Origin of the sequence: Ancylobacter sp. (genome assembly GCF_965249975.1) — a bacterium.
Taxonomy (GTDB): domain Bacteria; phylum Pseudomonadota; class Alphaproteobacteria; order Rhizobiales; family Xanthobacteraceae; genus Ancylobacter.
The window spans coordinates 449290-461524 of the sequence record NZ_CBDFNE010000018.1; the positions used below are offsets into that span (position 1 = coordinate 449290).

General features: G+C 68.3%; 10 protein-coding genes. 1 reads left to right on the forward strand and 9 read right to left on the reverse strand.

Annotated features, from left to right (window positions below; genetic code table 11):
- Positions 1 to 4: 4 nt before the first annotated feature.
- The 8 genes from ACP2AH_RS15060 to ACP2AH_RS15095 form a co-directional block, all read right to left on the reverse strand.
- Positions 5 to 1651 carry a sulfite reductase subunit alpha gene (locus ACP2AH_RS15060; RefSeq protein ID WP_425106543.1) on the reverse strand — a complete coding sequence of 549 codons (1647 nt, stop codon included), beginning with the start codon at positions 1649 to 1651 and terminating at the stop codon, positions 5 to 7.
- Positions 1651 to 3444, reverse strand: a complete 1794-nt coding sequence (locus ACP2AH_RS15065) for a NirA family protein (protein ID WP_425106544.1) — start codon at positions 3442 to 3444, stop codon at positions 1651 to 1653. Before ACP2AH_RS15065 ends, ACP2AH_RS15060 begins: the two co-directional genes overlap by 1 nt.
- Positions 3445 to 3465: 21 nt before the next feature.
- On the reverse strand, positions 3466 to 4686 hold the full coding sequence (locus ACP2AH_RS15070) for an NAD(P)/FAD-dependent oxidoreductase (RefSeq protein WP_425106545.1): 1221 nt from the start codon (positions 4684 to 4686) through the stop codon (positions 3466 to 3468).
- A gap of 8 nt (positions 4687 to 4694) precedes the next feature.
- Complete coding sequence (locus ACP2AH_RS15075) at positions 4695 to 5492, reverse strand: ABC transporter ATP-binding protein (RefSeq protein WP_425106546.1); 798 nt, start codon at positions 5490 to 5492, stop codon at positions 4695 to 4697.
- A gap of 10 nt (positions 5493 to 5502) precedes the next feature.
- On the reverse strand, positions 5503 to 6444 hold the full coding sequence (ntrB, locus tag ACP2AH_RS15080) for a nitrate ABC transporter permease (RefSeq protein WP_425106547.1): 942 nt from the start codon (positions 6442 to 6444) through the stop codon (positions 5503 to 5505).
- A gap of 22 nt (positions 6445 to 6466) precedes the next feature.
- Positions 6467 to 7786, reverse strand: coding sequence for a CmpA/NrtA family ABC transporter substrate-binding protein (locus tag ACP2AH_RS15085; protein WP_425106548.1), 1320 nt, complete (start codon positions 7784 to 7786; stop codon positions 6467 to 6469).
- Positions 7787 to 8033: 247 nt separating this feature from the next.
- A complete protein-coding gene (locus tag ACP2AH_RS15090; RefSeq protein WP_425106549.1) occupies positions 8034 to 9176 on the reverse strand; it encodes a CmpA/NrtA family ABC transporter substrate-binding protein in 1143 nt (380 codons plus the stop codon).
- Positions 9173 to 9751: an ANTAR domain-containing response regulator gene (locus ACP2AH_RS15095; protein WP_425106550.1), complete on the reverse strand. Its 579-nt coding sequence runs from the start codon at positions 9749 to 9751 to the stop codon at positions 9173 to 9175. The genes ACP2AH_RS15090 and ACP2AH_RS15095 overlap by 4 nt, the downstream gene beginning before the upstream one ends.
- Before the next feature lie 177 nt (positions 9752 to 9928).
- Here ACP2AH_RS15095 and ACP2AH_RS15100 point away from each other — a divergent pair, with 177 nt between their 5' ends.
- Positions 9929 to 11167, forward strand: a complete 1239-nt coding sequence (locus ACP2AH_RS15100; RefSeq protein ID WP_425106551.1) for an aminotransferase class III-fold pyridoxal phosphate-dependent enzyme — start codon at positions 9929 to 9931, stop codon at positions 11165 to 11167.
- 12 nt (positions 11168 to 11179) lie between these two features.
- Here the strand turns inward: ACP2AH_RS15100 and ACP2AH_RS15105 are convergent, their stop codons facing one another.
- Positions 11180 to 11926, reverse strand: coding sequence for a hypothetical protein (locus ACP2AH_RS15105; protein WP_425106552.1), 747 nt, complete (start codon positions 11924 to 11926; stop codon positions 11180 to 11182).
- Positions 11927 to 12235: the final 309 nt, after the last annotated feature.

A 12235-nucleotide genomic window follows, 5' to 3' on the forward strand; every position in this document is an offset into this window, starting at 1 on the left:
CCCGTCAATACACGTCGGCCTGATAGCGACCGGAGGCCTTCAGCGCGGCGATGTAGGCCTTGGCGCCGGCGGCATCGCGGGGGCCGTGCTGCTCGACCACGGCGTGCAGCGCCTTGTCGACATCGGCCGCCATGCGCTTGGCATCGCCGCAGATGTAGAAATGCGCCCCCCGCTCAAGCCATTCGAACAGGGCCGCGCCTTCCTCCCGCATCCGGTCCTGCACATAGACCTTGGGGCCGGCGTCACGCGACCAGGCCAGGGACAGGCGCGTGAGCGTTCCGGTGGCCTGCAGGCCCTCGAGTTCCTCCTCGTAGAAGAAGTCGCTGTCGCGCCGCTGATGGCCGAAGAACAGCCAGGCGCCGCCGGTGGCCCGCAGCGCGAGCCGCTCCTGCAGGAAGGCGCGGAAGGGCGCGATACCGGTGCCGGGGCCGACCATGATGATCGGCACGTCACCGGACGCCGGCAGAGCGAAACCATGCGCCTTCTGCACATAGACCGGCAGTTCGGTGCCGGGTTCGATCCGGTCGGCAAGGAAGGTCGAGGCGACACCGAGGCGCGTGCGGGTGCCAACATCGTAGCGCACCGTGTCCACCGTCAGGCTCAGCTGGCCGGGTGACGCCTTGGGACTTGAGGAGATGGAGTAGAGCCGCGGCTGGAGGGGATCGAGGGCGGCGAGGAAGGCGCCCGCCTCAGGCACGGCCGAGCATTTGTCGAGCGCGGCGAGGACATCGGTGGTGTCGAGGTCGCCGTCGGGATCCTCCCCTTCGGCGAGGCGGGCGAGCTTCACCTTCTCGTCCGGCGCGGCCGTCGTCTCGGCGAGCAGGGTGAAGAGCGCGTCCGGCGCGGCACCGAGCGCCTTCTCCCTCAGAAGCATGTCGCGTATCGGGCGCCCGTCGAGGCGAGCATCGCTGGCGAGCCCGAGCCGGGCCATCACCACCGCGACCAATTCGGGCGCGTTCACCGGCAGCAGGCCGAAGCTGTCGCCGGCGGCATAGTCGAGCCCGGCGGGAAGGCGGAAGTCGAGGTGCCAGGTCTGTTTGGCCGATGCCTCGGCGTTGAGCCGGCGGCGCGACAGAAAGGTCGCCTTGACCGGGTGATCGCGCGAATAGCCCGGCTGGGGCGCCGCCGGCGCCGCGTGCTCCGCCCGTGCCGGCGCCGCTGCGCCCACGGCGGGCGGGGGCGCTTCCGCCGAACCGTCACCTTCCGCCGCCAGCTTCTTCAGCATGCGCAGCGTGTCCTTGCCGCCGGGCTGGCAGAGATTGAGCCGCGTCTCGCTGCCGGCGGCGAGCGCGTTGGAATAGTCCTCGCAATTGTAGCCGCACTGGCCGCAATCCTGCTGCGCCATGGCGGCCATCATCCGCCGGCGCAGCGGACGGCCGGCCGCCATGTCCATGCGCTCGGCGAGCGGGAGCGAGGGGTCGTGCCAGGGGGCGGCGCCGTCATCGCCGTCCCCCGGTCCGGCCGACGGGGCGGCGAGATCGACGCCCGGCATCAGCGCCTTCGCCTGTTCGGGCGCGAGCGGCGCGGCGCCTTGGCCTTCAAGCGAGAGGAGACCGGCGAAGAAGCCGTTGAGCCAGGCGCGCTGGGCGGGGCTGAAGGGCGCATTGTCCGGCAGAAGCGGCGTCAGGAAGGGCGGCGGCTGAACGCTCATCACGACATCTCCGGGCGGAACATGGCCGCAAGCTCCGCGACCTCGTGGCGGCGGGAGAACTGGGCAAAGCTCTCATCGGCCGAGGCCCGTCTCTCCATCCACACCCCGAGCATGCGTTCGATCAGAGGGGGCATGTCCTCGGCCTTCACCTGCGCGAAGACCTCGCGGCCGATGGCGGCGTCCGGGCCGAAGCCGCCGCCCACCAGCACATTGTAGCCATCCACCGTGTCGCCCTCGTCGGAGACAGGCACGCGGGCACCGAGCAGCCCGATATCGCCGATGTAATGCTGGGCGCAGGAGTGGTGGCAGCCGGTCAGATGGATGTTCACGGGCTGGTCCACGCGCATGCGCCCGTCGCACCACGCCGCGATTTCCTCGGCGTTGCGCTTGGTCGGGGCGGCGGCAAACTTGCAGCCTTCGCTCCCCGTACACGCCACCAGCCCCGCCCGCACGGCGCTGGCGGAGATGCCGATGCCCAGGGCCTCCAGAGCGGCGACGGCGAGCGGCACGTCCGCATCCTTCACGCCCGGGATGAGCAGGTTCTGCCAGACGGTGAGACGCAGCTCGCCGTCGCCGAGGTCGCGCGCGATGCGGGCGATGCCGCGCATCTGGTCGACATTCATGCGCCCGACGGGAAGGACGATGCCGATCCAGTTGAGCCCGGCCTGCTTCTGCCGGTGCACGCCGATATGGGTCTGCCGTCCCGCGTCCGGCCGCGCGACGATGGCGCCGGCAGGGGCACGGGTCAGCGGCGCACCGAGCTTTGCCTCGACCTCGGCCAGGAAGGCATCGAAGCCGAGCTCATCGAGCACATATTTGAGCCGCGCCTTGTTCCGGTTGCTGCGGTCGCCCCGGTCGATGAACACGCGGACGATGGCGTCGGCGACGCGGGTGGCGTCCGGCAGCGGGACGATGACGCCGGTGTCGCGGGCGAAATCCTTGTGGCCGGTGATCCCGCCCAGCGCGAGGCGGAACCACACGCCCGGCGCGACGCCGTGGCCCTCCCTCACCTCGACAGCCTGGAAGCCGATGTCGTTGGTGTCCTCCAGCGCGGCGATCAGGCCGGCGCCGTCGAAGGCGACGTTGAACTTGCGCGGCAGGCCGTACATCGCCCGCTCATTGAGGATGTGGTGGTGCCATTCCAGCGCGTAGGGGCGCGTGTCGATCAGTTCCTGCGGGTCGATACCCGCCGTGGGCGTGCCGGTGACGTTGCGGATATTGTCGGCGCCCGTCCCCTTGCAGGTGAGGCCGAGCCCGACGAGCTTTTCCAGCACGGCAATGCCATCGCCCGCCGGCACCTCGCGGATCTGGAGGTTGGCGCGGGTGGTGACATGGGCATAGGGGCCGCCATGGGCCTCGGCGATATCGGCCACCCCGGCGAGCTGCCAATGCGTCAGGATCCCGTTGGGGATGCGCAGCCGCACCATGTAGCTCTGCTGGGTCGGGCCGACGAAGAACAGCCCGTGATAGCGCCAGCGCAGCACGTCATGGCCCTTGGGAAAGACGCCCTCCCGCGCGGCCTTGACCATACGCGGGTAGGAATCGAGGCCCAGCTCCTCGCGCTTGGCGCGCTCGGCGTCGGCCAGCTTCTTCCCGGCGGCCTCGACGCGCGCCATCGCGCGATGGGCGGCCGCATCCGGTCCTTCCGGCGCGGGCAATGGGGCGGGCGAGGTCGCGCGGGGGCCGTTCGCCCCGCCGATCGGCGGCAGGCCGCGCGAGGTGCGCAACGCCGCGATGCCGGAGACAAAGCCCTCCAGGTAGTTCTTCTGTTCGACCGTGAAATCCGCGCTCATGGGCACCCTCAGCAGGATTTGTCAGGCCGCCGCGCACAAGGCCGGGCCAAAGATCAGCGTGTCGCGCATGGCGGAAATGCTCCGCCCGCTCTGAATGAGATCGGCGAAGAAGGGCGCGTCGGCCGTGTTGCCATAGAGGACGGCGCCGACGAGGCGGTCGGCGCGGACCGTCAGCCGGGCGTAATGGCCCAGCCGGAAATCGCGCAGCACAATGTCCTCGACATCTGGCCCTTCCGTGAAGTCGCCGGCGGAGAACACATCGATGCCGCTCACCTTCAGCCGTGTCGCCGTGGGCGCGGGACAGTAGAGCGCTTCGGAGCCCGAAAGATGAGCGGCGAGGGAACGGGCCATCTCATAGAGCGGCGCCACGAGCCCGTGGCAGGTGCCCCGGTGCTCGGCGCATTCGCCAAGCGCATAGATGCCGGGCGCGCTGGTGCGCAGCGCGTCATCGACGACGATACCGCGCGCCACGGCGAGACCCGCAGCGCGGGCGAGGTCCACGCGCGGCCGAACGCCGATCGCGAGCACGACGAGATCGGCCGGCAGGCATCGGCCATCGGCGAGCCGCACGCCTGAAACGTGATCGGTGCCCAGAATCTCCTGCGTCGTCACGCCCGTGAGCAGGGTCAGGCCCCGGCTTTCCAGGGCACCGCGCAACAGGCCGGCGGCCTCGGCGTCGAGCTGGCGCTCCATCAGATGCGGCATGAGATGCAGCACGGTGACGGCCATGCCGCGTTGGGCGAGGCCATGCGCCGCCTCAAGGCCGAGCAGGCCACCGCCAATCACCACGGCCTGCCGGCCCTCGCCCGCCCTGTCGAGCATGGCGGCGACATCCTCGATGTCGCGAAAGCTGACGACACCCGGCAGACCGGCGCCGGGCAGCGCAGGCATGAGCGGGCTCGACCCCGTGGCGATCACCAGCCGGTCATAGTCGAACGACCGGCCGTCGGAGGTCGCGACGCGGCGCGCGCCGGCATTGAGGGCGGTCGCCGTGACGCCGCAGTGCAGGGCGACGCCATGGCGGGCATACCAGTCTGCCGGATGGATGAGGATATCGTCCGCCGCCCGCTCGCCCGCCAGAACCGGCGAGAGCAGGATGCGGTTATAGGCCGGGCGGGGCTCGGCACCGAGAAGGGTGATGTTGAAGCGGCCGGGAGCGCGCTCCACGAGTTCCTCGACGAGGCGCGTGCTCGCCATTCCATGGCCGATGATGAGGAGGCGCTCGGGCGTGGCGGGATGCATAACCGACCTCACGCCGCCTCGACCAGGCGATGACGCTCGTAGAGGAATTTCAGCACCGCTGCCCGGCAGCGCAGATAGGTCGGGTCCGCCACGAGATCGAGGCGCTCGCGGGGGCGCGCCAGGGGCACGTCAAGAATCTCGCCGATACGCGCGGCCGGCCCGTTGGTCATCATCACGATGCGGTCGGAGAGCAGCACGGCCTCGTCGACATCATGGGTGATCATCATCACCGTATTGCCGAGGCTGGCGTGGATTTGCATCACCGAGTCCTGGAGATGGGCGCGGGTGAGCGCATCGAGCGCGCCGAAGGGCTCGTCGAGCAGCAGCACCTTGGGCTCCATGGCGAGGGCGCGGGCGATGCCGACGCGCTGCTTCATGCCGCCGGAAATCTCCGATGGACGCCGGGTCCGGGCATGGGCCATCTGCACAAGATCGAGATTGTGCATCGTCCAGTCATGGCGCTCGGCTGCGCTCTTGCGGCAGCGGAACACCTTGTCGACCGCGAGGCGCACATTGTCGTAGACGGTGAGCCAGGGCAGCAGCGAGTGGTTCTGGAACACCACGGCACGGTCCGGGCCCGGCGCGTTCACCTCGCTATTGTCGAGCAGAACCGCGCCGGTGCTTACCGGGGTGAGGCCGGCCACAATGTTGAGCAAGGTGGATTTGCCGCAGCCGGAATGGCCGATGATCGAGATGTACTCGCCGCGGCCGACCTTCAGGTCGATGTCGGCAAGCACCTGCGTCGTGCTTCCCCCGCGCGTGAACGACTTGCCGACCTGTTCGATGGAGAGATAGGCGCTGCCCATGCTGGGGTCCTCAGGAGGTGGCGGTGCCGCGGGTGACGAGCACCCCGACCAGCGCGACGGAACGATCCAGGAAGAAGCCGATGATCCCGACATAGATCAGCGCGACGATGATGTCGCTGATCAGCGAGGAGTTCCAGGCATCCCAGATGAAGAAGCCGATTCCGACGCCGCCGATCAGCATCTCCGCCGCGACGATGGCCAGCCAAGACAGGCCGATGCCGATGCGTAGGCCCGTGAAAATGTACGGCGCGGCGGCGGGGATCATGATCTTGACAGCGTATTCCAGCGGATTGAGCTGAAGCACCCGCGCGACATTTCGGTAATCTTCGGGAATATTTCGGATGCCGACGGCGGTGTTGATGATGATCGGCCACACCGCGGTGATGAAGATCACGAAGATCGCGGACGGCTCGCCGCTCTTGAACGCCGCCAGCGCCAGCGGCAGCCAGGCGAGAGGCGGCACGGTGCGCAGAACCTGGAACAGCGGATCGAGGCTGCGCATCGCCCATTGCGACTGGCCGATGAGCGTGCCCACCGCCACCCCGCCGACCGCCGCCAGCGAGTAGCCGAGAAGCACACGCTGGAGGCTTGCGAGCAGGTGCCAGAACAGGCCCTTGTCGAGCCCGCCCCGGTCGTAGAAGGGGTCGGTAATCAGTTCCCAGGTATCGGCCAGCACGCGCGAGGGCGGCGGCAGCGCCGCATCGGGGCCGGCGCACAGCAACTCCCACACGCCGAGCAGGACAAGGAGCGGGATGAGGGGCGGCACGACCTCGCCCGCGACTTTGCGCGCGAGGTTTATCAGGCGCGCCCCCCGGTGCCGCGTACGGGTCGTGGTGCCCGCCAGAGCCTGAACCTTGGGGAAGGTGGCAACATTGGCGCCGCTGAGAGGAAGGCTCTCCCGCACGGCAGCGCTGTCGAGAGTCGGGAGATTGTCTCGGGCCGGGACGCTCATGCGATTCTCCTGCGGCGCGCGCTCACGCCGTGACGCGCTTGATCGTGAGGCTGGCGAGATAGTCACCGGGCTTGTCGGGATCGAAGACCTTGCCGTCGAAGAAGGTTTCGACGCCGCGCGAGGTGGAGGCGGGAATGTCCTTCACGCCCAGCTGGGTCGCGGCGTCCTTCCACAGATCCTGCCGGTTCACCTTCGCGACCATCGCCTTGACGTCGGTCTCCGGCGGCAGCTTGCCCCAGCGAATATCTTCCGTGAGGAACCACACTTCATGGCTCTGAAAGGGATAGGAGGCGTGATCGCGCCAGAACTTCATGAAATGCGGGCTATTGGGTTCGACGCGGCCATTGCCGTAGTCGTAATGGCCCTTGATGCGGTCGATGATGTCCTTCTTGGGCACGTTGAACCAGGCGCGCTTGCCGATGATGTCGGCCATCTGGTCCTTGTTCGCCATGTCGTCGCACCATTGCTGGGCTTCCATCACGGCCATCAGCAGCGCCTGGGTCGCCTTCGGGTTGGCGTCCACCCAGTCGGCGCGCATCGCGAAGGTCTTCTCGGGGTGGAGGTTCCACAGTTCGGCGGTGTTGCAGGCGGTGAAGCCGATGCCCTGGTTGACGAGCTGCTCGTTCCAGGGCTCGCCGACGCAGAACGCGTCCATGGTGCCGACCTTCATGTTGGCCACCATCTGCGGCGGCGGCACGACGATGGTCTCGACATCCCGGTCCGGATCGATGCCGGCGGAGGCGAGCCAGTACCGCATCCAGAGATCATGCGTGCCGCCGGGAAAGGTCACGGCGACCTTGGCCGCCTGGCCGGCGGCCTTCTTCTTGGCGAACGCGTCCTTGAGCGGGCCCGCATTCACGCCGACGCCGAGGCTCGCATACTCCTTGGCGACCGAGATGGCCTGCGCATCGAGATTGAGCCGGGCGAGGATGTACATCGGCAGCGGCACGTTGTTCTGCGTCACCTTGCCGGCCGAGATGAGATAGGGCATCGGCGTCAGGATATGCGCGCCGTCAATGCCCGACCCTTGTGAGCCGAGCACGAGATTGTCGCGCGTGGTGCCCCAGCTCGCCTGCTTGTTCACCTCGACATCGGGCATGCCATATTTGGCGAACAGCCCCATCTCCTTGGCGATGATGAGGGGCGACGCGTCGGTGAGCGCGATATAGCCGAGCACCGCCCGCGTGGTCTCCGGGCCGGCGGCCTCGGCCACATGCGCCCCGAACGGGAAGGCGGTCTTCGCGGCGGCCAGCACGGCGGTCGCGGACGCGGCCCGCAGGACGCCCCGCCGGGTGAGCCCGCCGCGCATGGTGTTGCCGTTCGACTTCGTAGGACCTGTCATGTCGCTCCCCCTGGGCGAAAAACAAAAACGCCGCTGCGCATCCGGGTCAGACGACCAGGCTCGCAGCGGCGATGCTTATGAAAGCGCCCTTCGTTGGGCGCGATAGGTGCCCGCCCACATCATGGGGCGGCGAATACTCTGGGTCAGACGGCCAGCACTTGGCAGGGCCGCAACCTCATCATCAGTTTCGAAGCAGTCTTAACTCTGCGCAAGAGTGTTTATTAGGCGGACGCTGCTCACCAATTGGTCAGCTGTCGATTTCTGCGAGATAAGTCGACAGATCGTGCGGGTCGAAGGCCGGGCCGGCGAACGCACCGATGCCGTCGCCGCGTTCGACCCCGGCCATGCTTTCGAGCGCAAGATCATGGATTTCCGGCGAATAGCACCTTTCCACGGCGCTACGTCCGGCGTCATCGAGCTTGGCCTGGCCCCAGCGCACCATCTGCGCATAAAGCCAGAGCGCCTGACGCACATCCGGCCGCGCTGCCGCACTTTCGAGCACCATGTAGCGCGAATACTCCCGTACCGTGCCCTGAAGGTCGATCCGCAGGCGCCCTTCGAGCGAGCGGAGGATCAGATCCGCACCGACATTGAGCCGTTCCGGTGCGGCCAGAAGATGAGCGAGGGCCAGCCGATTCTCCGGCGCGCCGCACCAGGCGGTGGCGCGGATCAGCGCGCGGGTGAGCGCCAGCGCCGCCTCGCGATGTTCCGCAACGAAGCTGGCGCGCGTGGCCAGAACCTTCTCCGGACTGTTCGCGACGATGTCCGAGCCGAAATGCAGGATGCGGCCCATGCCCACTTCCACCGCGACGCTCGGCCAGGGCGCGCCCACGCAGAAGCCGTGGACATGCCCGCTCAACAGGGCGTCGACCATGTAGGGCGGGGGCATGACGATGAGGCGGACATCGCGGTCCGGGTCGATGCCGGCCGCGGCCATCCAGTAGCGCAGCAGATAGTTGTGCGGGGAGAACGGGAAGGTCATGGCGAAGACGAGCTGCCCCTCGCCCCGTGCGGCGCGGGCCGCCACCAGCCGCTTCAGTGCGGCACCGGAGACGTGGGGATCGCCAATGGGTTCACCTCGCGCCTCCTCTTCCAGCGCCCGGAAGGTCTCGTTGCCCAGGAGGAAGGAACTGCCATTCTGGTTCAGCGACACCAGGGTCGAGAGCGGGACGCGGGCATAATCGAGCCCGAGGCTGATGGCGATCGCCAATGGCGCGAGGATATGGGCCGCCTCGAAATGACCGAGCGTCAGCTTGTCGCGGACATTCGACCACGACACCTCGCGCACGAGTTCAAGCTCGATGCCCTCGGCGGCGGCAAAGCCCTGATCCGCCGCCGCCACCAGCACCGCCGCATCGACCAGCGGAATGAAGCCGGCGCGGATCCTCATTTCAGCAGCTCCGACGCCGTGATGACGGACTGGGCGATCTCCGCCACTTTCTTCTGGTCCTTCATCGCCTTGGAGCGCAGCAGATTATAGGCGTCTTCCTCGTTCATGCCGCGCGCCCGCATCAATATCCCCTTGGCCCGGTCGATCAGCTTGCGCTCGGCAAGGCTGGTACGCGCGAGATCGAGTTCGCGGCGCAGACGTTCGAATTCCTGGAAGCGCGCGACGGCGACCTCCAGCACGGCCTTGACCCGGCGGGGCTGCAACCCGTCGACCACATAGGCGCTGACCCCCGCGCTAACGGCGGTGCGCATCGCCTCCGTGTCGCTCTCATCGACGAACAGCACCACCGGCCGGGCGAACTCCCGGTTGGCGATGCGCAATTGTTCGATTGTGTCGCGATCGGGCAGATCGAGATCGACGATCAGGACATCCGGCGCGGCCTGCCGCAGCAGGGGCAGCAATTGACCGGAGCTGACGGCGGCAATCTGCACGTCGACATCGGGGTCTGCCCGCAACGCGGCCTCGACGATCTCCGCCCGTTTTCGATTCTGGTCGATCACCAATACGCGCAGCACTACCCACCCTCATTTTGCCACGTATCAGCAATTTGCAGGCCAGCGGGGCATCAGGCCGAGCCGTCCCGGCGCAAATATCGTGACCCACGGGCGTCGTGACGCCGTTGCGTTCCTCATTGAGAAGCACACGCCCCGCGCTGCTAATCTGCCGAAGGCCACCGCCGACCGAGACGCACCATGACCGAAGCCGATGATCTGCTCGCCCGCGACAGCGCGGCCTTCTTCCATCAGCACGGCTCCACGCCGAGCCTCGGCGCGCTACACGCCGCCCGAGGTATCTGGCTGGAAGACGCGGACGGCCGACGCTTCATCGACCTGCATGGCAACACCGTCCACCATCTCGGCCATGGCAACCCGGAGATCGTGGCGGCGCTGAAGGCGCAGCTGGACGAACTCGCGTTTGCCCCGCGCCGCTACACCAACCCGCCGGCCGTCGCGCTGGCGGAAGCGCTGCAAGCGCGCTGGCCCGGTCCGCCGGCGCGGGTACTGTTCGCCACCGGCGGCTCGGACGCGATCGAGATCGCCATCAAGCTCGCGCGGGTCGCCACCGGCCGTTCGGAGACGGTGTCGCTCGAAGGCGCCTATCACGGCCATGGCTTCGGCGCCTTCGGACTCTCTTCGGCAACGCCGGACCCGCGCCTCGGCGCCTTCCTGCCGGGACGCCACCATGTCACGCCCTATTGGGCGGGTGAGACGGGCCCGACGCGGATGCTGGAGGAGATCGCCCGGCATCTCGCCACCGGGCGCATCGCGGCGGTCATCGCCGAGCCGATGCGCGCGAACTGCCATGTGCCGCCGGCCGATCTGTGGCCGCAGGTCCGCGCCCTGTGCGACGCGCAGGGGACCAAGCTGATCTTCGACGAGATTCCCTCCGGCCTCGGCAAGACCGGCCGCTTCTTCGCCTTCGAGCATTTCGGCGCGCTGCCGGACCTCGCCGTGCTCGGCAAGGCGCTGGGCGGCGGCATGGTGCCGCTCGCGGCAGTGATCGGCGATGCCCGGCTCGATGTCGCGCCCGAACTGGAACTCGGCCATTACACCCATGAGAAGAACCCGCTGACCACACGGGCGGCGCTGACCGCGCTGGAAATCATCGCCCGCGACGCTCTGGTCGCCCGCGCCGAGGCGGCGGGGCAGAGGCTGCGCGAGGGGATCGCCGCCATCGCCATGCGCGTGCCGTGCGTCACCGGGACACGCGGGCTCGGCCTGCTGCAAGCGGTCGAGTTCGCTCCCGACCGCGCCGGGCACCCGCCGGGTCCGGCCTTTGCCGCGCGACTGGTCGCCTGCGCCTTCGCCGCGGGCCTGTCGACCACCGCCAAGGACGACGCCTCCATCGGCCTGTCGCTGCCGCTGACCGTCACCGATGCGGAGATCGCCGAGGTGCTGGCGCGGATCGAGGCGATGGCCGGGAGGATCTGAGGCGGCCGACGCCTAGGAGCGGCTGGCCAGCGAGATCGGGGTTTCCGTCAGGACGGGCGGGGCCTCGCCGGGCTCGACATAGACCCAGGCCTTCTTGGCCGCGAGTTCGTCGGTCTGGCCGCTGGAGAGCGCCTTGATATAGGGCTCGGGCGTGAGGAACTTGGTGCCCTGCACCTTGCGCAGCGGGGTGCCCTCCTCCAGCAGCCGCTTGCGGACGGTCAGGGCGCGGGTGACATCCTCGAAGATGAAGAGGACGATGGCCATCGCATTGTGCTGATGCGGATGGCCGTTGGTCAGCGCGACGCGCAGCGTGTTGCAGAACACGAAGACCGGGACCTGATCCTCCTGCAGGATCGAATCATACAGCGCGACGGTCACTTCCGGCCGGACCAGCTCGCTCTGCAGCGTGTGGACCTTGAGCGGGCGGCTGGGGTCCGTCTCCGGCATGTCCTTCAGTTCGAGCCAGCTGGCGTAGAGGTTGCGCAGTCCGGCGAGATAGCCGGTGATGCGGTGCACGGCGTCGTCGCGCGTGCTGGCGGAATGGCTGTAGAGCACGCCGATATAGGCGAGCGCGCCGGCGGTGACGGTGGCGAGAGCGGCGAGGATCGCCCCGGTGAAGCCGAGCCAGTTCGAGATGTTGGCGTCGTTGATGCCGACCAGCAGCCGGTCCCAGAAACTGGCGGCCAGCGCAAAGCCGATGCAGATGCCGAGCAGCACATTGGCAAGGGCGACGATCACGATCCGCACGCTGTCTTTCATCCCTCAGCCTCTCCGGCGGCCGAAGCGCGACCCTGCTGTCGCCGTCTCCCGCAAGCCGCCCACCCTTGTCTGATACCATACGCTGGCGGCCGGCAAGGCGCGTGCCTCAACCCCGCTTCGCGGGCCGTGGGTGATTCGCGGGTCCGGCTCGGCCATTCGCTCCCACCCTGTCCACCGATCTCGCGACGTGACCGCCCGGCAGCCCGAATTGGGACGGTGGATGCCGGCGCCCTAACGCGCGCCGCCGCCTTCGCCTTTCCGGCGGGGCGCGCGGCACCTTGCATTTCCTCGCTTTGGCGCCTTCCGCCC

Bases quoted from the DNA above. Each gene is read 5' to 3' on its own strand.
- ACP2AH_RS15060 (WP_425106543.1), bottom strand. From the start codon at position 1,651: ATGAGCGTTCAGCCGCCGCCCTTCCTGACGCCGCTTCTGCCGGACAAT.
- ACP2AH_RS15065 (WP_425106544.1), bottom strand. From the start codon at position 3,444: ATGAGCGCGGATTTCACGGTCGAACAGAAGAACTACCTGGAGGGCTTT.
- ACP2AH_RS15070 (WP_425106545.1), bottom strand. From the start codon at position 4,686: ATGCATCCCGCCACGCCCGAGCGCCTCCTCATCATCGGCCATGGAATG.
- ACP2AH_RS15075 (WP_425106546.1), bottom strand. From the start codon at position 5,492: ATGGGCAGCGCCTATCTCTCCATCGAACAGGTCGGCAAGTCGTTCACG.
- ntrB (WP_425106547.1), bottom strand. From the start codon at position 6,444: ATGAGCGTCCCGGCCCGAGACAATCTCCCGACTCTCGACAGCGCTGCC.
- ACP2AH_RS15085 (WP_425106548.1), bottom strand. From the start codon at position 7,786: ATGACAGGTCCTACGAAGTCGAACGGCAACACCATGCGCGGCGGGCTC.
- ACP2AH_RS15090 (WP_425106549.1), bottom strand. From the start codon at position 9,176: ATGAGGATCCGCGCCGGCTTCATTCCGCTGGTCGATGCGGCGGTGCTG.
- ACP2AH_RS15100 (WP_425106551.1), top strand. From the start codon at position 9,929: ATGACCGAAGCCGATGATCTGCTCGCCCGCGACAGCGCGGCCTTCTTC.
- ACP2AH_RS15105 (WP_425106552.1), bottom strand. From the start codon at position 11,926: ATGAAAGACAGCGTGCGGATCGTGATCGTCGCCCTTGCCAATGTGCTG.